The following is an 18,823-nucleotide window of genomic DNA, read 5'->3' as shown; positions in this document are numbered from 1 at the left end:
CACCGTATGCCGTGTGCCGTACCGGGGGCGTCATTCCACCGGCACGTCCCCGAAGCGGCCCGCCCCCGGCGCCGCGGGACCGTCAGCCTCGGGACCTACAGTGTCCGGGTGAGTGCTGCCGACGAGACCTTTCTGGACCTGGCCCTCTCCCGGTCCCGGGTGGACCGGCTCGCGCGCGTGCGGACCGACGACGCCGAGCTGGGTGCGCTCCTCGACCGCCCGCAGACGCGCGTGCTCGAGCTGCGCGGGGACGCGGTGGCGGTCCTGGCGGGCCCGGCGCGGCTGCGGCTGCGCCCGCCCCGGGAGGGCGACGCCGGGCGGGAGCCCTGGTTCCTCGGCCGGGACGCCGGGGTCGACTACGTGGCGGTGACCGCGCCGCGGGAGACGCGCGAGGGCGAGGACCCTACGCAGGAGGGTGAGGACCTGACCTGGGCCGGGCTGCGAGAGGTCGGCGCCGACCTCGACGACCGGGACGCGGGGCTGCTCACGGCGGCGACCGCGCTGCGGGCCTGGCACGACCGTCACGGTCACTGTCCCCGGTGCGGGGCAGCGACGGAGGTGGTGCAGGGAGGGTGGCTGCGCCGCTGCCCGAGCGACGGGTCGGAGCACCACCCGCGCACCGATCCCGCCGTCATCATGGCGGTCACGGACCCGGACGACCGGCTCCTGCTCGCCACCGGCCTACCGTGGCCCGAGGGGCGGTTGTCCGTCCTCGCCGGGTTCGTGGAGGCGGGCGAGTCCCTGGAGGCGGCGGTGGCCCGCGAGGTGGAGGAGGAGGTCGGCGTCCAGATCGACGGCCTGGTCTACCGCGGCAACCAGCCGTGGCCCTTCCCGGGATCGCTGATGCTCGCCTTCCGCGCCCGGACCGGCCAGACCCACCTCACCGTCCAGGAGAGCGAGCTGCGGTCCGCCTCCTGGTACACCCGGGACCAGCTGAGCGAGGGGCTCCGGGAGGGGCGCGTCACCCTGCCCTCCCGCGTCTCGGTCGCCCACCGGCTCATCGAGGAGTGGTTCGGCGGTCCGCTGCCCGGGCACGGCCCTGCGGTGCCCCGGTGAGCACAGCCCCGGACCCCGACACCATCCTCGACGGCCTCGACCCCGAGCAGCGGGAGGTGGCGGCCGCGCCCCTGGGACCGATGGTGGTGCTCGCCGGTGCCGGGACCGGCAAGACCCGGGCCATCACCCACCGGATCGCCTACGGGGTCGCGAGCGGCGCCTACCCCCCCGACCGGCTCCTCGCCGTCACCTTCACCGCACGCGCGGCGGGGGAGATGCGGACCCGTCTGCGCGACCTCGGCGTCCGGGGGGTCCAGGCTCGGACGTTCCACGCCGCGGCCCTGCGCCAGCTGCAGTTCTTCTGGCCGCAGGCGGTGGGCGGTCCGCCCCCGACCGTCGTCGCGCACAAGGCACCGGCGGTGGCCGAGGCCGCCGGCCGGCTGCGGCTGCGCCTGGATCGCCCCGCACTGCGCGACGTGGCGGCCGAGATCGAGTGGGCCAAGGTCTCCATGCTCACGGCCCAGACCTACGCGGCGCGGGCGCGCGCCCTGCGTCGGTCGGTGGCCGACCTCGACGCGACCGCGGTGGCCCGGCTGCTGGAGACCTACCACGAGGTGTGCTCCGAGCGTCACGTCATCGACTTCGAGGACGTCCTGCTGCTCACCGTCGGCATGCTCGACGAGCACCCGCAGATCGCCGCCGCCATCCACGACCAGTACCGCCACTTCGTCGTCGACGAGTACCAGGACGTGAACCCGTTGCAGCAGCAGCTGCTCGAGCTGTGGCGGGGGCGGCGCGAGGACGTCTGCGTCGTGGGCGACCCCGCGCAGTCGATCTACTCCTTCACGGGCGCGAGCGCCGACCACCTGCTGGGCTTCTCCACGCTGCACCCGCAGGCGCGCCGTGTGCGCCTCGTCCGCAACTACCGGAGCACCCCGCAGATCGTGCACCTGGCCAACCTGGTGCTGGCCTCGGGCGGCCGGCAGCGGGACACCTCGGGCGACCTGGTGGCGCAGGCGGCCGACGGCCCAGCCCCCGTCCTCACCTCCTACCCCGACGACGAGGCGGAGGCCGCCGGGGTCGCCGACGGCGTCCGGGCGCTGCTGGACGCCGGGCAGGAGGCCAGCGAGATCGCGGTGCTCTACCGCACCAACAGCCAGTCGGAGGTGCTGGAGAGCGCCCTCGCCCGGGCCGGGATCCCCTACCTCGTGCGCGGTGGCGAGCGCTTCTTCTCCCGCGCCGAGGTGCGCAACGCGATCGTGCTGCTGCGGGCCGCGGTGCGCTCCGACGACGGCAGCCGACCGCTGGGCGAGTCGGTCCGGCACGTCCTGGCGGGCGCCGGGTGGGCGCCGAGGCCGCCCGAGGGCTCGGGCGCGGTGAGGGAGCGCTGGGAGAGCCTCCAGGCGCTCGCTCTCCTGGCGGACTCCCTGGTCGAGCAGACCCCGGCTGCGCGGACCGCGGACCTCGTCGCCGAGCTGGACCGACGCGCTCAGGAGCAGCACGCCCCGACCGTCCAGGGCATCACGCTGGCCTCGTTGCACGCCGCGAAGGGCCTGGAGTGGGACGCGGTCTTCCTCATCGGGGCCAGCGACGGGCTGCTGCCCATCACCCTCGCCGACACGCCCGAGCGGGTGGAGGAGGAACGACGCCTCCTCTACGTCGGGCTCACCCGGGCCCGACACCGGCTCACCGTGAGCTGGGCCGGCGCCCGCAGCCCGGGCGGACGGGCGAGCCGCTCGGTCTCACCCTTCCTGGCCTCGGCCGCCGGGGTCCTCGGCTCGGGGGCGCAGTCCGGGCGCAGGGGAGGCGGCCGTCGCGAGGGTGGTCGGCGCGCGCCCCGGCCACCCCGGACCTGCCGGTCCTGCGGCGCCGTCCTCGCGGGGGCGGGGGAGCGCAAGATCGGCCGGTGCGCCGCGTGCCCACCCACCTACGACGAGGCGACCTTCACCGCGCTGAGGGAGTGGCGACGCGGCGTGGCGGCGCAGGGCGCCGTGCCTGCCTACGTCGTCTTCACCGACGCCACCCTGGTCGCGATCGCCGAGCAGGTGCCGGCCGACCGCGGCGCGCTGTCGCAGATCTCGGGGGTGGGGGAGCGCAAGCTGGAGATGTACGGCGACGCGGTGCTGGCGATCCTCTCGGACACGCCTCCCGCCGCCGGCTGAGGCCGGTCCCCGAAAAAGCGTTGCGCCGCGCTCGAGGGGGGCATACAGTGACCGAGTCAAGCCCACGGCCCTGGTGCCCTGGGGTCACGCGCACCGAGAGAGGAGGGTGGATCACGATGGAGAACACGATCGTCACCGGCGGCTTCCCCGCCCGAGCGACTCACGCCGCGTCCACCCTCCGGACCGTCCGCCCCCGCGCCACGGTCCTCGTGGAGACGTCCGCCACCGAGCCGTTCGGCTCCGGAAGCGCGCAGACGTCGTTCCCGCACGTTGCCGACCCCTCCCAGGGCCTGGGCTCAGCACGGACACCGTAGAAGGCTTTCCTTCCCGTTCCGGCCGCGAGTCCTCGCCAGAGGATCCGCGGCCGTTCTCGTTGCTCGCCGGTCACGCCGGCGTCATCGGCGGTCCTGGATCCGACCACCTCGGAAGACAGACGCCATGACGACCAGCCCCCGACCCCAGCAGCACCGACATCAGGAAGGAACCACCGTGTATCCCGCAGCGCGTCGAGAGCACGACACCACCCACGCACTCCTCGGACCCCAGCTGGTGCCCGGACGTGCGGCAGTGCCGTGCCACGAGCACCCGGCGGACCTGTGGTTCGCCGAGCTCCCCGCGGAGGTCGAGCACGCCAAGGAGCTCTGCGGTCCCTGCCCGGTGCGCGAGCAGTGCCTCGCCGGGGCCCTCGAGCGGCGCGAACCCTGGGGCGTGTGGGGCGGACAGCTGCTGCTGCAGGGCCGGGTGGTGCCGCGCAAGCGGCCCCGGGGCCGGCCCCGCAAGGACGAGGTGGCGGCCTGAGCGGTGCACCGGGGTCGGCGCTCAGCCGACCCCGGCGGCCCCGTGCCACGGACAGGCGACGTGCCGGGACCAGCGGCGGGTGACGAGGTGCGGGTGCCAGGGGCCCACCTCGTGGGCGGCCCCGGTGGCCGTGGGAGGGACGCGGGCGGTGAGCAGCGCGACCAGCGCGACCACCACGCGGACCACCTCGTCGGACACCTCCGGTGGCAGCGGTGCGGTGAGCGGGTCCTCGAGCGCGGCGGCCCGGGCGGGCCAGGTCGGGTCGTGGTCACGGCGGTGCAGGTCGAGGCAGTGCAGGCACGGTCCGCCGGGCAGGCCCGTCCACGGCCCGATGACCACCCGGGCGCTCTGCGCCACCACCGGGAGCACCGCCCGGCCGACCAGCCCGGGCTGCCGGGCCGTCCCGACGGGCACGAGGTGGTCGTGCACGCTCACGACGGCGCGCCCGGTCGTGGTCGGCCGTTCCGGGGGCACCCCGGGCTGCCCGTGCCGGTCCGCAGGGACGTCGGGGCGCGGCGCCGCGCCGTCCGTGAGGCAGGCGCGCAGCCTGCCGACCAGGTGACCAGGCCCACGGACGTCGGTGGCGGTGACGTCACGGTCCCGACGCGCCGGGGTGGCCGCGAGCCGCTCGACCACCCTCCACCCCAGGGTCGGTGCAGGCCCCGTGGGGAGTCCGCCCGACACCGCCCACGCACCGGGACCCACACCGAGCTGGAGGGCGCCGTCCGGGCCGGGAGGCCACCAGTGGTGTCCGCCGTCGGCCGTCCGCCCGTCCGTCATGGACCGACCCTGCCACGCGCAGGGCGGGGGTCGGCCGGCTGTCCACAGGGCCGGGCCTCAGCCCTCAGGCGTCGTCGCGGCCCTGCGGACCGGGATCCTCGCCATCGCTCAGCAGCCGCTCGATGTCCTCGTCGGTGACCGTCAGCCCGGCCGCCAGCGCACCGTGCCGCTCCACGAAGCCCAGCGGGTCGTCGAGGTCGGCGCCGGTGGGTGCGACGTCGGGGTGTCCCCAGGCCTCGTCCCGGGCGTCGCGTCCGTGGCGGGACTCCAGCGCCGCCCACAGGTTGGCGGCGTCCCGCAGCCGACGCGGCCTCAGCTCCAGCCCCACCAGCGAGGCGAAGGTCCGTTCTGCGGGACCACCGGTCGCCCGTCGGCGGCGGACCGCCTCCGCGAGCGCCTCGGCGTGGGGAAGGTGCGGGCCGACCGCCTGGGCGGCCACGACGTCGACCCAGCCCTCGACGAGGGCGAGCAGCGTCTCGAGCCGGGTCAGCGCGGCCTGCTGCGCGGGGCTGTGGTCGTTGGAGAACAGGCTGTCCCCGAGGGCGTCCTGGAGCGACCCCGGATCCTGCGGGTCGACGTGACGGACCGCCTCCTCGATGCCCTCGGTGTTGATCCGGATGTCACGGGCGTACTCCTCGACCGCCGTCAGCAGCTGCGGCCCGAGCCAGGGCGCCCCGGCGAAGAGCCGCACCCGGGCCGCCTCGCGCACGGCGAGGTAGAGGTGCAGCTCGCCGGCGTCCACCTCGAGGCCGTCGGCGAAGTCGGCGACGTTGGCCGGCAGGATCGCCACGCTCTCGTCGCCGAGGATCGGCAGACCCACCTCGGTGCCGGAGAGCACCTCGCCGGCCAGGGTGCCGACGGCCTGTCCGACCTGGCCGCCGAACATGCTGGCCGACATGCGCCGCACCATGGGGGCCATCTGGCCCATCATCGCCGCCGGGTTCATCCCGGGGGGAAGGCCCGGGATGGGGGGTGCCCCCTCCTCGCCCAGCTGACCCAGCTGCTGCTCCATGGCGGCGGTCATCGCGGACTGCAGACCCTCGGCCACGGGTGCGGTCAACCGCTCCCACAGGGGGAGGGTGCGCTCCACCCACTCGGCCCGGCTCAGCGCCAGGGCGGCGCCCTCCGGCCGGGGGAGGTCGGTCACCTGGTCGATCCACAGCGTCGCCACCTGGACCACCTGCTCGACGTCGCGCCGGGTGCTCTCGCTGATCGACGAGTCGTCCTCGGCGACCGCCTGGCGGGCGACGTCGCGGGCGAGCTCGGAGTTGACCGGGCCGTCGTCACCACCGCCGCCGCCCATGAGCATCTCGAGCTGGGAGCGCATCTGCGCCACCTGGTCGGGGCCGAGGTCGCCCAGCCCCATGGAGCTGAGGGTCTCGCGCAGCTCGGGCGGGACGGGCCCGCCGAACAGCGCCTCGAGCGGGTCGGGCTCGTCGCGACGCTCCGGGTTGTCCTGATCTGCCACGGTCCTCGTCCTTCTCCTTCGGGGGTGCCGGCGCCCCAGCCTGTCACGAGACGGACGGCGACGCCGGGCGCCGGTCGTGCGGGCCGTCCCTTCCCTGGTCTCAACAACGGCGGGGGCGGCAGAGTTCCCGCCGCCTGCGGGGCGGTCCGGGAGCCGTCAGGGAGATCAGGCATGATGACGCGATGAGCGAGGACCAGTCCATCGTCGCGGGGGTGCGTGACGCGCCGTTGTCCGTCGACGAGGCCCTGAGCGCCGTGCGGCACCCGAGGGCGGGCGCGGTGACCATCTTCGTCGGGACGGTCCGCGACCACGACTCCGGACGCGCCGGGGTGACCCGTCTCGACTACTCGGCGCACCCGGAGGCCGGCGAGCGGCTGACGGCGCTGGCGACGTCGGTGGCGCAGCAGGACCAGGTGCACGGGGTGTATGCCGTGCACCGGGTCGGTGCGCTGGAGGTCGGCGACCTCGCCGTGGTGTGCGCCGTCGCGGCCGAGCACCGTGCCGAGGCCTTCGAGGCGGGCCGCCGGCTCATCGAGGAGCTGAAGAGCGGCATACCCATCTGGAAGCGGCAGGAGTTCGACGGTCACGAGCACGAGTGGGTGGGCCTGTGAGCGCGGACGTGCCGACCGGGACCGAGGGACGGACGGGCCAGCCCCCGCACACGCGCGTCGGGGTCAGCGCCGCCGTGCTGCTCGTCGTGGTCGCCGCGGGCGTGCTCACCGGGTCGGTGCTCAACCTCGTCACGGTGCAGCGGGTCATCTACGTGCCTGGCCCCGTCTACGACACCCTCGGGCAGATCGACGGCGCCGACATCGTCAGCGTGGACGACGAGCTCCCCACCTACGACGACACCGAGGGTCATCTCTACTTCACGACCATCCGGCTCCAGGGCGGGCCGGGTGACACCGTCTCGGCGTGGGAGGCGCTGCGGGCGAGCATCGACCCCTCCACCACCGTGGTGCCGCGCGAGGAGGTCTTCCCCGAGGACGTCACCGCCGAGCAGGTGCGGGAGCAGAACACCGAGCTCATGCAGCACTCCCAGGACGACGCGGCCGTGGTGGCGCTGCGGGCGCAGGGGGTGCAGATCGACGAGAACGTCGTCGTGGCCCAGGTCATCGCCGATGCCCCCGCCGACGGGGTGCTCGAGGTCGAGGACGAGATCGTCCGGGTGGCCGGCCAGGAGGTCAGCGACACGACGGCCGTCCGCGACCAGATCCAGGCCGTCGAGCCCGGGCAGGAGGTCCCGGTCACGGTCCTGCGCGGCGGCGAGGAGGTCGAGCTCGACGTGCCCACCCGCCTGGACGAGGAGAGCGGGCGCACGATCGTGGGCGTCTACCTCGCGCCGGTCTACGACAACCCCTACGAGGTCACCATCGACGCCGGCAACGTGGGTGGACCCAGCGCGGGCCTGATGTTCTCGCTGGCGGTCTACGACGAGATCACGCCGGGTGCCCTCACCGGGGGACGCTCCATCGCCGGCACCGGGACGATCACGGGTGACGGGACGGTCGGGGGCATCGGGGGGATCACGCAGAAGATGTATGCCGCCCGCGAGGCGGGCGCCGAGGTCTTCTTCGCCCCCAGCGACAACTGCACCGAGGTCGTCGAGAGCGACCCGGGCGGGCTCACGGTGGTGCCCGTCGGGACCTTCGACGACGCGTTGGCGGTCATCGACGAGCTCGAGGCGTCCTCCGGCACAGCGGCGGACGACCTGTCCCTCCCCACCTGCGCCGAGGAGCTCGAGGACCAGGCCGAGCAGACCGGCTGACCTAGTCCGACCCGTCGACGAGGGTCGAGGCCAGCGCGTGGGTCAGCCCGGGGGCGATGTCCGGCCCCACGGCCACGGCGTCGTCCTCGTCGAAGTCACGCTGCCGCAGCAGGCAGGTGCGTGAGCCGTCCCGCAGGCAGGCGGCCAGCAGCCGGACGTCCTTGCGGTCGGGGTGGGCCATCAGGGCGTCCGTCGCCTCCCGCGGCCCCTGCGGGAGCTCGCGCTCGGCCTCCGGTGGCACGACGATGCGCTCGACCGACAGCGCCACGCCCTCGACGTCCGGCGGCCAGGCCATCCGGCCCAGCAGCGACTCCAGGTCGGCGGTCGGGGGCAGCCGCTCCTGCTCGACGGCCGTGAACCCGTCGTCCTCGGGATCGGCGAGCTGGCCGGCGAGGGAGGGCTCCCGCTCGCGCAGCAGCGCGGTGCGCACGAGCGCGAACAGCCGGGGCGGCTGGTCCCACCCCGAGCGCGCGACATGCTTCTCGGTGTCGACGGCAGCCCGCAGCAGGGCGCTCGGGCGGGACGGGTCGGTGGCCGCAGGGGCATCAGGGTCGATGGGGGACACGTCGCCCATCGTCGCATCCGGGTCGCCGTGGGGACGCACAGAGACGGCAGTTACGCTGCCACGGTGAGCGAGCGCGAGCCAGAGCCCGGCCCGGACCCGGACGAGAGCGGCGGTGGAGCTGCCGGTAACGGCGGCGGACCCGCCGGTCAGGGCTGGTCTGGAGGACGCCAAGAGCGCGCCGGCGCCGATCCCGGAGCCCGCGGCGGTGGACCCGGTCGTCCGGCCTCCGGGAGCGGGGGAGGGGGCGGCAGGGGTCGCTCGGGCCGCGGCGGCAGGGGGCTTCCCCGAGGACGGGTCCTGCCGACCGTGCTCATCGTGCTCGCGCTGCTCAGCCTGCTGGGCTGGGGCGCGACGCTGTGGACCGACCTGCTGTGGTTCCAGGCGCTGGGTTTCCGCGAGGTGCTGGTCACGCGGCTCCTCACCCAGGTCGGGTTGTTCGTCCTGGCGGCGGTGGTCACGGCAGGCGTCGTGTGGTCCGGTCTCTGGCTCGGTTGGCGGCACCGGCCGATCTACGCACCCTCGACCCCGGAGCAGGCCGCCCTCGACCGTTACCGCAGCGCGCTGGACCCGGTGCGCCGGCTCGTCTTCATCGCCGTGCCCGCGGTGCTCGGGCTGTTCGCCGGCACCGCCGCCGCCGCCCAGTGGCAGACGGTCCTGCTCTTCATCCACCGTCAGCCCTTCGGTGAGGTCGACCCCGAGTTCGGGATGGATGTCGGGTTCTTCGTCTTCAGCCTCCCGTTCTGGCAGATGGCCATCTCCTTCGCCACTCTGGTCCTGGGGCTCAGCCTCATCGGGGCCCTCCTCACCCACTACATCTACGGCGGCATCCAGCTGCAGGGGGGCAGCCGAGGCCGGCGCACGACGACCGCGGCGCGCATCCACCTCGCGGTGCTCCTCGCGCTCATCCTCGTCGTGCGGGCCGCCGGCTACTGGGTCGAGCGCTTCTCGCTGTCGATGACCCAGCACGCCCGCATCACCGGCATGACCTACACCGACGTCAACGCGCTGCTGCCGACCCGCAGCATCCTGGCGGTGGCCGCGCTGCTCTGCGCGGCCTTCTTCATCGCGACCATCTGGACGAGGACGTGGCGGCTGCCCATCGTCGGGCTGGCCGGCCTCCTGGTCATCGCGCTGGTGCTGGGCGGCGTGTACCCCTCGCTGGTGCAGCAGTTCCGGGTGAACCCCTCGGAGGCCCAGCTGGAGGCGCCCTACATCCAGCGGGCGATCGACTCGACCCTCCGCGCCTACGAGCTGGAGGACATCGAGAAGACCGACTACAACGCCGTGACCGAGGCCGAGCCGGGCCAGCTGCGCAGCGACGCCGAGACCATCCCCGGCATCCGCATCGTGGACCCCTCCATCGTCTCCCCGACGTTCCGGCAGCTGCAGGGTGTCCGCAACTACTACCAGTTCCCCGAGGCCCTCGACGTCGATCGCTACGAGGTCGACGGCGAGCTGGTCGACACCGTCATAGCGGTCCGCGAGCTGAACCTGGGTGGCATTTCCGCGGACCAGCGCAACTGGGTGAACGACCACACGGTCTACACGCACGGGTTCGGGGTCGTGGCCAGCTATGGCAACCGTCGCTCGCCCGAGGGCGAGCCGATCTTCTTCGAGCAGAACATCCCGCCGGTCGGCGAGCTGGGGGAGTACGAGCCGCGGATCTACTTCGGCGAGTCCTCGCCCGAGTACTCCATCGTCGGGGCACCCGCGGACGAGCCCCCGCGTGAACTGGACTACCCGGTCAGCGGGCAGGACACCGGTGAGGTGCGCAACACCTACAGCGGTGGCGGCGGGGTGGCCATGGGCACCTTCGCGCGCCGGGCGGCCTACGCGATCAAGTACCGGCAGGTCGAGATCATGCTGTCGGACTCGGTCAACAGCGAGTCGCGCATGCTCGACCACCGCGATCCGCGCGAGCGTGTAGCGCGGGTGGCGCCGTGGCTGCGGCTGGACGGCAACCCCTACCCGGCGGTGGTCGGCGGCCGGGTGAAGTGGATCGTCGACGGCTACACCGTCAGCGACCGCTACCCCTACAGCCAGATGGAGGAGCTGGGCGAGGTCACCGTCGACTCGGTGCAGGCGACGGCCGACAACGTCACCTCGATCGGAGGTGGCCAGGTCAACTACATCCGCAACTCGGTCAAGGCCACCGTCGACGCCTACGACGGCAGCGTCGACCTGTATGCCTGGGACGAAGAGGACCCGCTGCTGCGGGCCTGGTCTGCGGCCTTCGACAACACCGTGCAGCCGCTGTCCGAGATCGACGGGGAGCTGATGGCGCACCTGCGCTACCCGGAGGACCTCTTCAAGGTGCAGCGTGAGGTGCTCGCCCGCTACCACGTGGACGACGCCGGGTCCTTCTTCACCGGGCAAGACTTCTGGGCGGTCTCCGAGGACCCGACCGTCTCGGGCGAGAACCAGCCGGACATGCCTCCCTACTACCTGTCGGTGACGATGCCCGGTCAGGAGGAGCCGACCTTCAGCCTCACCACGACTTACATCCCGCGCGGCGACGAGCGGCAGAACCTCACCGGGTACGTCGCCGTGGACGCTGAGGCGGGCACGACCTCCGGCGAACGGCGCGAGGGCTACGGGCAGATGCGCATGCTCGTGCTTCCCCGCGACACCACGGTGCGCGGACCCGGGCAGTTCCAGAACGACATCAACTCCTCGGACGCCAACTCCGAGGCCTTCGGTCAGACGCTGTCCCAGTTCCTCAACCTGAACCGGAACGCCGAGGCGTCGGAGGTCCTCATGGGCAACCTGCTCACCCTCCCGGTCGGAGGCGGGCTGCTCTACGTGGAGCCCGTCTACGTGCAGGCCCAGGGTGGCAACGCCTTCCCGCTGCAGCGCATCGTCGTCGTGGCCTTCGGCAACGACCTCGCCTGGTCCGACACCCTCGACGGGGCGCTGGACGAGCTCTTCGGTGGTGACTCCGGAGCGACGGCCGGGGACGCCGGGGACGCCGGCCGCCCCGCCGACGGCGAGGCTCCGGACGACGGGGACGGCGCGTCCGGTGGCGAGGGCGACGGCGGGTCCGGCGAGGTGGACCAGGACGCGCTGGCGCAGGCGCTGGCCGACATCCAGGCCGCCTACGACGACGGCCAGGCCGCGCTCGCGGAGAGCGACTGGGAGGCCTACGGCCAGGCCCAGGAGCGGCTGCGGGAGGCCATCGACCGTGCGGTCGAGGCCGACCCCTCCGGCGGCTCGGTGAGCGTCGGCGGCGACGACGACGCGAGCGACGACGGAGCGGCGCAGACGCAGGAGCCCTGAGCCCGGCCCGCGACCGGGATTTGGTGGGTGGCTCACCATCACGTAAGGTGGTGCTCACCACGACGCGGGGTGGAGCAGTTCGGTAGCTCGCCGGGCTCATAACCCGGAGGTCGCAGGTTCAAATCCTGCCCCCGCTACGCATCGCGTCGGACGCGCACGAAGGCCCGGACCACACGGTCCGGCCCTTCGTCGTCCCCCAGGCGTTCCCTCATGCGTCCCCAGGAGCTCCCGGTGCGTCCGCCGTCGCGTCGACCGGGCCCCGACGGGGTGCACCCGCCCGGGGACGAGGCGCATAGGCTGGCGTCCCTATGCCCCTGGACCTGCCTGTCGCCCGCCGGACCCTGGCCAACGGCCTGCAGGTCGTCGTCAGCGAGGACCACGCCGTCCCGAGCGTCAGCCTGAACCTCTGGGTCGATGTGGGGTCGCGCCACGAGGAGCCGGGGCGGACCGGGCTGGCGCACCTGTTGGAGCACCTCATGTTCCAGGGCAGCGAGCTGGTCGCCGAGGGCGAGCACATGGCGGCGCTCATGGCGCGCGGGGGGCGGGCCAACGCGACGACGAGCTTCGACCGCACGTCCTACGTCGCCTCCGTCCCGCGCAACGCGCTCGAGCTCGCGCTGTGGATGGAGGCGGACCGGCAGGGGCACCTGCTGCCGGCGCTCACCCAGGGCACCCTGGACAACCAGCGCGACGTCGTGGTGGAGGAGAAGCGCCAGCGCTACGACAGCGTGCCGTACGGCACCGCGCTCTCCCGGCTGGGTGAGCTCGTGTTCCCTCCCGGTCACCCCTACCACCACCCGACCATCGGCTCGATGACGGACCTGCGGGCCGCGACCCTCGACGACGTCCGGGCGTTCTACCCGGCGCACTACGGTCCGCGCACCAGCGTGCTCAGCCTCGTCGGCGACGTGGGTGTCGAGGAGGGGTTCGACCTCGTCGACACCTACTTCGGCCACCTGCAGGACGCCACGGCGCCGCGGCCGCCACGGAGCCCTGCGCTCCCACCGCTGACCGGCCCGGTGCGTGAGGTCGTCGTGGGCGGGCCGGAGCTGCCCTCCGAGCGCATCTACCTCGCGGCCCGTCTCCCCGGGGTCACCGAGCCGGACTTCCTGCCCTGCGCCATGGCTCTGGACGCGCTGGTCTCCTCGTCCGTCTCCCGGGTCCACGAACGGCTGGTGAGGGGAGCCGACGTCGTCAGCGGCGCGTCCGCGAGCGCGCTGGGGCTGCGGGACGGCACGTCCCTCGGACTCCTGGTCCTCGACGTGACCGAGGGTGTGGACCCCCGGACGGTCGAGGAGGAGCTCGGCGAGATCCTGGTGGACTTCGCCGACGGTGGGCCGAGGCCGGTCGAGGTGGAGGCGTCGGCGGCGGACACGGAGCGGTCGTGGCTGGAGGCCCTCTCCGGTCACGACGAGCGGGCCGACCTGCTCAGCAGGGCGACGCTCCTCTTCGACGACCCGGCTCAGGTCGCCCGCTACGTCGACGAGGTGCTCGCCGTGACGCCGGAGCAGGTGGGCCGTGCCGCGGCGCGTCACCTCGTCCCGGAGGCCATGGCCACGCTGGTCTACCGCTGGGAGGAGGAGGGATGACGCCGCCCGCCCGCGTCCGCCGACGCCCGGAGGTGGGGGAGCCCGCGCTCTGGCGCTTCCCCGAGCCCGCCCGGACCCGGCTGCCGAACGGCCTGGACCTCCTGGTCGTCGACCGGCCCGGCCAGCACGTGCTCTCGCTGCGCGTCGCGCTCCCCGCGCCGATCAGCCGCGAGGAGCCGGGCAGCGAGGGCTCGACCCTCATGATGGCTCGCTGCCTCGACGAGGGCACGGCCGCACGCCCGGCGACCGAGCTCGCCGAGCTCCTCGAGCGTCACGGCATCGCGCTGGGCGCCGGGGCCGGGGAGCACGTCGTCCACCTCGGGCTCGAGGTGACCGCGCGGCACCTCGGCACGGCCCTGGACCTGCTCGTCGAGTGCCTGGGGGAGCCGACCTTCCCCGAGGCCGAGGTGGCGCGCCAGGTGCGCCACCGCCTGACCGACGTCGCCCACGAGCTGGCGGACCCCACCGGCCGGGCCCACCACGAGCTGCGCCAGGCCTACTACGCGGCCGGGGAGCGGGCGCGCGTGCCCTTCGGGGGGACGACCGCCTCCGTCGCCTCCCTCACGCCGGACGTCCTGCGGTCCCGGCACGGCACGCTGGGGCCGCAGGGAGGGGTGGTCGTCCTGGCCGGGGACCTCTCGGCGGTCGGGGACCCGGTCCGGCTGCTGTCCGGCACGCTGGGGTCGTGGCAGCCGTCCTCCCCGCCCGGGTCCGTCGGGCGGCCGCGCCGGGCGGAGCGAGCGGCCGACGCCGACCAGGTGGTGCTGGTGCCCCGACCCGGCGCTGGCCAGACCGAGCTGCTCCTCGCGCGCCCCGGACCGGACCGGCGGACGCCCCACGGGTGGGGCACCTACCAGACCCTCTCGATGCTCTTCGGCGGCGCTCCGCACGCACGTCTGGACCGCGTCCTGCGGGAGCAGCGTGGCTGGACCTACGGGATGCGGCTCGGTTTCCGGCCGCGGCAGGTCGGAGGGCAGTGCGTGGTCGGGGGTGCGGTCCGCGCGGACGCGACCCTGCCGGCCCTGGAGGAGACGCTGCGCATCCTCGACACGCCGGGGGAGGACCTGACCGGGCGCGAGGTCCGCGAGGCGGCCGACTTCGTCGCCATGACCGCGCCGGCCCGCTACCTCACCGCGGACAGCATCGCCGACGAGCTCGTCTCGCTCGTGGGCGACGGGCTCGGCCCGGAGACGGTGACCAGGACCCTGCAGCAGGTGCGCGACCTGACGCCGTCCGGGGCGGCGCAGGCGTGGGACGAGGTCCGGACCGGGCCGGGGTGGACGGTGGTCGTCGTCGGCGACCCCGAGGCCATCGCCCCGGTCGCGCAGGCCGGTCTCGGGACCGTGCGGACGGCCGAGCCGCCGCAGGTCAGCCCTCGGCCGTCCCGCCCGCCTGGCCCAGCATCGTGAGCACCTCCTCGTGCACCCTCCCGTTGGTGGCCACCACCGGGTGGGCCTGAGCCGTCGGGCTCAGCGGCGAGGCGGCCGGGGCGCCGGCCAGGTCGGTGACGGTGCCACCCGCCTCGCGCAGCAGCGGTGCGAGCGTCGCCAGCTGGTAGCCGTCGGCCCACGCGGCGAGGGCGAGGTCCACCGCGCCCTCGGCGACCAGGGCGTGGCTCCAGAACTCGCCGTAGGCGCGCGTGCGCCACACCCGGTCGGTCAGCGCGGCGAACCCGGCGCCGTGGTCGCCGTGCACCCACCCCGCCACGTCGTCGGTCGACAGGGAGGCGTGGTCGAGCACCTCGGTCTCGGACACCTCGATCCGTCGCGCCCGGGACAGCGTCCGGCCGGTCCACGCTCCCGAACCGACGCCGGCCCACCAGCGCCGCGCGAGCAGGGGCGCGGCGACGAGACCCAGCACCGGCTCGTCCTCGACGACCAGGCTGATGAGGGTGGCCCAGACCGGCACGCCCCGCACGTAGTTGGCCGTGCCGTCGATGGCGTCGACCACCCACCGCCGGGCGCCGTGCCCCGCCGGCTCCATGGTGCGCCCCTCGACCCGGTCGCGCGGGCGGGTGCGGTGCAGCTGGTGGCGCAGCAGCTCCTCCAGCCGCTGGGCGGCCGGCGTGACGAGCGCCCCGTCCGCGTCCACCTCGACCTCGTCCTGCAGCGCCCCGAAGAGCTCGAGGGAGGTGCGCTCGACCGCGTCCGCGAGGACGTGGGCGAGTCTGAGGTCGTCGTCGTAGCCAGGCACCCGTTCACCGTAACCGCTGGTCAGCGTTCAGCCGTGGTCCTCACCGGTCCGGCTGCGCAGCAACCGGCGCAACGACTCCAGCCGGGCGGCACCGGCCGGCCCCGCGCGCCCCTCGTCCACCCAGGCGTCCAGGGCGCAGTCCGGCTCGTCGTGGCTGCAGCCGCGTGGGCACCCCGCGGTCCCCGCGGCGAGGTCCTCGAAGTGCTCCACGAAGCTGGCCGGGTCGACGTGCCCGAGGCCGAACGAGCGCACACCGGGGGTGTCGACCACCCACCCGCCTCCGGCCAGCTCCAGGGCGACGGCCGAGGTGGAGGTGTGCCGCCCCCGTCCCGTGACCGCGTTGACCGCACCCGTCGAGCGGGCGGCGTCGGGCACGAGGGCGTTGACGAGGGTCGACTTGCCCACCCCCGAGTGGCCGACGAGCACGCTGGTGCGGCCGAGCAGGGCCTCGCGCACCCGCTCGACGGCGGCCGGGTCGACGGCGCCGCCGCCCTCGCCGGGCACCGTGGCCGTCACGACGGAGGGCACGTCGAGCGCCGCGTAGTGGCGCAGGAAGGCGTCGGGGGAGGCCAGGTCGGCCTTGGTGAGGACCAGCAGCGGGTCGAGGCCCGCGTCGTAGGCGGCGACCAGGCACCGGTCCACCATGCGCTCGCGCGGCTCGGGGTCGGCGAGGGCGGTCACGACGACCAGCTGGTCGGCGTTGGCGACGATGACCCGCTCCACGGTGTCCGAGTCGTCCGCGCTGCGCCGCAGCACGGTGCGCCGTTCCTCGACCCGCACGATGCGGGCCAGCGAGTCGGGTCGCCCGGTCGTGTCGCCCACCATCCCGACCCGGTCGCCGACGACGATGCGGCTGCGCCCCAGCTCGCGGGCCCTCATGGCGACGACCGTCCGGTCCGCCACCCTGGCGGTGTAGCGCCCCCGGTCGACCGTGGTGACCACCCCGCGGACGGCGTCGTCGTGGGAGGGCCGGTCCTTGGTGCGGGGCCGCGACCCCTTGCGGGAGGGCCGGACGCGCACGTCCGACTCGTCGAGGTGGTCGTAGCGACCGCTCATGCGGGGCTCATCCCTCGTCCCCGCCGGCAGCGCCGAGGGCCTGCTCCCAGGCCAGGTCGAAGCCGGGGAAGGTCTTGCCCGCCGCCCCCGGGTCCTCGAGCACGACGTCGGGCACCACGGACCCGACCACCGCGCCGAACATCACCATCCGGTGGTCGTGGTAGGTGCGCAGCCGGGTGCCCACGAGGTCGCCGGGCTCGATGGCGAGGCCGTCGGGCAGCTCCTGCGCGTGGGCGCCCAGGCGTCCCAGCTCGGCAGCCAGGGCGGCGAGGCGGTCGGTCTCGTGCCCCCGGAGGTGCGCCACCCCGCGCAGCCGGCTGGGGGAGTCGGCCAGCGCGCAGAGTGCGGCGACCACGGGGGTGAGCTCCCCCACCTCGGACAGGTCCAGGTCGACGCCGGACAGCCGCCCGTCCGCGGCACCGGTCGCGAGCAGCCCTTCGGCGGTGGTCTCGGTGCGGGCTCCGACGGCCTCCAGGACCTCGCGCATCCGCGCACCCGGCTGGGTGGTCCGCTCCGGCCAGCCCGGCACCAGGACCGATCCTCCCGTGGCCGCCGCCAGGGCGAGGAAGGGGGCGGCCGAGGACAGGTCGGGCTCCACGGCCACGTCGAACGCGCGCACCGGGCCGGGAGGGACCAGCCAGCTCGTCGGGTCCGGGCGCTGGACGTGGACGCCGACCGCGCCCAGGACGTCCAGCGTCATCTCGATGTGCGGCAGGCTCGGCAGCGTCGTCCCGGTGTGCTCCAGCCGGAGGCCGGCCGGGTATGCCGCACCCGCGAGCAGCAGCGCGGAGACGAACTGCGAGCTGGCGGAGGCGTCCATGCGGACGTGCGGGGCGCGGCCGGAGCCGTCGTCGCGCAGCGGGCCGAGGACCTCGAAGGGCAGGGTCCCCCTCCCACCGTCGTGGACGTCGACCCCGATGTCGGCGAGCGCCCGGAGCACCGGCCCGACCGGCCGGGCACGGGCGCTCGGGTGCCCGTCGAAGCGGACCATGCCGTCGGCCAGGGCCGCGACCGGTGGGACGAAGCGCATGACCGTGCCGGCCTGCCCGCAGTCGACGTCCACCCCACCCCGAGGTCCTCCCTCCGGCGGCCGGACCACCCAGGCCTCCGGGTCCTCGTCGTCCACTTCCGCACCGAGGGCCCGCAGCGCGCCGACCATGTGCAGGCTGTCGTCGGACCGCAGCGGGTGACGCAGGGTGCTCGGCCCGTCCGCCAGCAGGGCGAGCACCAGCCAGCGGTTGGTGAGCGACTTGCTGCCCGGCACGCGGACCCGGGCGTCGATCGGGCCGTCGGCGAGGGGCGCGGCCCAGGTCGGCGCGTCGGTCATCGCAGGTGGCTCCCTCGTCGTGGTCTCGGTCCCGGGTCAAACCTAGCGCCTCCACCGCCGCCCGGGACCTTCGGTGCTACCGTTCCCGCGTCGGTCGGTGGGTGCCGTCCGCTCCTCCTGGTCCAGGTCGAGCAGGCTCGGTCCGTCCCGGACCGGCGGACCTGTCCGACGCACCCCTGGCTGCCCGAGGCCGAAGGACCGCCCGAGATGACTCGCTCCCCGGTGTCGAACCGTCGGGCGGTGCTCGGCGGTGCGGGGGTGCTGGCCGCCATGCTGCTGTTCGCCGCCACGGTCGGGGCGGCGATCCATACCACGGGCACGACCTTCGTCTGGTCGGTGAACATGATCAGCGACCTGGGGGACGGCGCCTGCCGGCCCCGGGACGGGCGGTGGATCTGCTCGCCCGGCGCGACGGCGTTCAATGTCGGGCTGCTGCTCACCGGGGTGCTGCTGACGGCGTCAGCGCTCTGCCTGACCGCCCGGTGGGGCCGCTGGCTCGCCGGCAGCGTGGCGGTCATGGGCCTGGGCCTGGTGGTCGCCGCGGTCTTCCCCGCCGGGGACACCGGGGCCGTGCACCTGGCGGGTGTGATCCTGGCGCTGGTGGTCCCGGCAGGAGGTCTCCTGCTCTCCGCCGTGCGGCCGGAGACGGCGTGGCTGGAGCGCGGTCGGCCGACCCGGGGCGTGCTGGCGACGGTGGCGCTGCTCTTCTGCGCCGAGAACCGCGTGCCCCCGGCCCTGGTCCAGGAGGGCACCGGGCAGATGATCATCGTCTCCTGCCTGCTCCTCGCGCTGCTGGTGGAGTCGGTGCGGCTGCTGACCTCGAGGTCGGGCTGAGCGTGCCCGGG

Annotated in this window: 15 protein-coding genes and 1 tRNA gene; 10 read left to right on the top strand and 6 right to left on the bottom strand. The window is 74.5% G+C overall.

Annotation, left to right across the window (positions count from 1 at the left end):
* The first annotated feature begins 108 nt into the window (after positions 1 to 108).
* From nudC to FHD63_RS16640, 3 genes are all read left to right on the top strand, one after another.
* Positions 109 to 1,056 (top strand): NAD(+) diphosphatase, encoded by a 948-nt coding sequence (nudC, locus tag FHD63_RS10755; protein ID WP_238705624.1) that lies wholly within the window; start codon positions 109 to 111, stop codon positions 1,054 to 1,056.
* A complete protein-coding gene (locus tag FHD63_RS10750; RefSeq protein ID WP_170215599.1) occupies positions 1,053 to 3,158 on the top strand; it encodes an ATP-dependent DNA helicase UvrD2 in 2,106 nt (701 codons plus the stop codon). Before nudC ends, FHD63_RS10750 begins: the two co-directional genes overlap by 4 nt.
* Positions 3,159 to 3,647: 489 nt before the next feature.
* Positions 3,648 to 3,956 (top strand): WhiB family transcriptional regulator, encoded by a 309-nt coding sequence (locus tag FHD63_RS16640; protein WP_345617109.1) that lies wholly within the window; start codon positions 3,648 to 3,650, stop codon positions 3,954 to 3,956.
* A 21-nt stretch (positions 3,957 to 3,977) separates the two neighbouring features.
* Here FHD63_RS16640 and FHD63_RS10740 read toward each other — a convergent pair whose 3' ends face one another.
* Positions 3,978 to 4,736 carry a hypothetical protein gene (locus FHD63_RS10740; protein ID WP_139722065.1) on the bottom strand — a complete coding sequence of 253 codons (759 nt, stop codon included), beginning with the start codon at positions 4,734 to 4,736 and terminating at the stop codon, positions 3,978 to 3,980.
* A gap of 64 nt (positions 4,737 to 4,800) precedes the next feature.
* Positions 4,801 to 6,204 carry a zinc-dependent metalloprotease gene (locus tag FHD63_RS10735; RefSeq protein WP_139722064.1) on the bottom strand — a complete coding sequence of 468 codons (1,404 nt, stop codon included), beginning with the start codon at positions 6,202 to 6,204 and terminating at the stop codon, positions 4,801 to 4,803.
* 182 nt (positions 6,205 to 6,386) lie between these two features.
* Here FHD63_RS10735 and FHD63_RS10730 point away from each other — a divergent pair, with 182 nt between their 5' ends.
* Together FHD63_RS10730 and FHD63_RS10725 are read left to right on the top strand one after the other, a co-directional pair.
* Positions 6,387 to 6,815 carry a molybdenum cofactor biosynthesis protein MoaE gene (locus FHD63_RS10730; protein WP_139722063.1) on the top strand — a complete coding sequence of 143 codons (429 nt, stop codon included), beginning with the start codon at positions 6,387 to 6,389 and terminating at the stop codon, positions 6,813 to 6,815.
* Positions 6,812 to 7,972, top strand: a complete 1,161-nt coding sequence (locus FHD63_RS10725; protein WP_139722062.1) for a YlbL family protein — start codon at positions 6,812 to 6,814, stop codon at positions 7,970 to 7,972. The genes FHD63_RS10730 and FHD63_RS10725 overlap by 4 nt, the downstream gene beginning before the upstream one ends.
* 1 nt (position 7,973) lies before the next feature.
* Here the strand turns inward: FHD63_RS10725 and FHD63_RS10720 are convergent, their stop codons facing one another.
* Positions 7,974 to 8,537 carry a PPA1309 family protein gene (locus FHD63_RS10720; protein WP_420853099.1) on the bottom strand — a complete coding sequence of 188 codons (564 nt, stop codon included), beginning with the start codon at positions 8,535 to 8,537 and terminating at the stop codon, positions 7,974 to 7,976.
* 306 nt (positions 8,538 to 8,843) lie between these two features.
* Between FHD63_RS10720 and FHD63_RS10715 the strand changes: the two genes are divergently transcribed.
* From FHD63_RS10715 to FHD63_RS10700, 4 genes are all read left to right on the top strand, one after another.
* Positions 8,844 to 11,813, top strand: a complete 2,970-nt coding sequence (locus FHD63_RS10715) for a UPF0182 family membrane protein (RefSeq protein ID WP_139722061.1) — start codon at positions 8,844 to 8,846, stop codon at positions 11,811 to 11,813.
* A gap of 63 nt (positions 11,814 to 11,876) precedes the next feature.
* Positions 11,877 to 11,950: transfer RNA gene (locus FHD63_RS10710), tRNA-Met, on the top strand.
* Between the two features lie 171 nt (positions 11,951 to 12,121).
* Positions 12,122 to 13,402 (top strand): M16 family metallopeptidase, encoded by a 1,281-nt coding sequence (locus tag FHD63_RS10705; RefSeq protein WP_139722060.1) that lies wholly within the window; start codon positions 12,122 to 12,124, stop codon positions 13,400 to 13,402.
* Positions 13,399 to 14,811: a M16 family metallopeptidase gene (locus FHD63_RS10700; protein WP_139722059.1), complete on the top strand. Its 1,413-nt coding sequence runs from the start codon at positions 13,399 to 13,401 to the stop codon at positions 14,809 to 14,811. The genes FHD63_RS10705 and FHD63_RS10700 overlap by 4 nt, the downstream gene beginning before the upstream one ends.
* Here FHD63_RS10700 and FHD63_RS10695 read toward each other — a convergent pair.
* The 3 genes from FHD63_RS10695 to aroA are packed head-to-tail and all read right to left on the bottom strand — an operon-like array spanning position 14,771 to position 17,978.
* A complete protein-coding gene (locus FHD63_RS10695; protein WP_139722058.1) occupies positions 14,771 to 15,595 on the bottom strand; it encodes an inositol monophosphatase family protein in 825 nt (274 codons plus the stop codon). The two genes, FHD63_RS10700 and FHD63_RS10695, sit on opposite strands and share 41 nt — an antisense overlap.
* Positions 15,596 to 15,622: 27 nt before the next feature.
* On the bottom strand, positions 15,623 to 16,651 hold the full coding sequence (gene rsgA / locus FHD63_RS10690; protein WP_139722057.1) for a ribosome small subunit-dependent GTPase A: 1,029 nt from the start codon (positions 16,649 to 16,651) through the stop codon (positions 15,623 to 15,625).
* 7 nt (positions 16,652 to 16,658) lie between these two features.
* Positions 16,659 to 17,978 carry a 3-phosphoshikimate 1-carboxyvinyltransferase gene (aroA, locus tag FHD63_RS10685; RefSeq protein WP_139722056.1) on the bottom strand — a complete coding sequence of 440 codons (1,320 nt, stop codon included), beginning with the start codon at positions 17,976 to 17,978 and terminating at the stop codon, positions 16,659 to 16,661.
* A gap of 207 nt (positions 17,979 to 18,185) precedes the next feature.
* Here aroA and FHD63_RS10680 point away from each other — a divergent pair, with 207 nt between their 5' ends.
* Positions 18,186 to 18,812 carry a DUF998 domain-containing protein gene (locus FHD63_RS10680; protein ID WP_139722055.1) on the top strand — a complete coding sequence of 209 codons (627 nt, stop codon included), beginning with the start codon at positions 18,186 to 18,188 and terminating at the stop codon, positions 18,810 to 18,812.
* Positions 18,813 to 18,823 lie beyond the last annotated feature (11 nt).

Source organism: Serinicoccus chungangensis (assembly GCF_006337125.1).
In the GTDB taxonomy this organism is placed as follows: domain Bacteria; phylum Actinomycetota; class Actinomycetes; order Actinomycetales; family Dermatophilaceae; genus Ornithinicoccus; species Ornithinicoccus chungangensis.
Note: the sequence above shows the minus strand (reverse complement) of the source record. Positions and strands in the feature narration are given on the sequence as shown.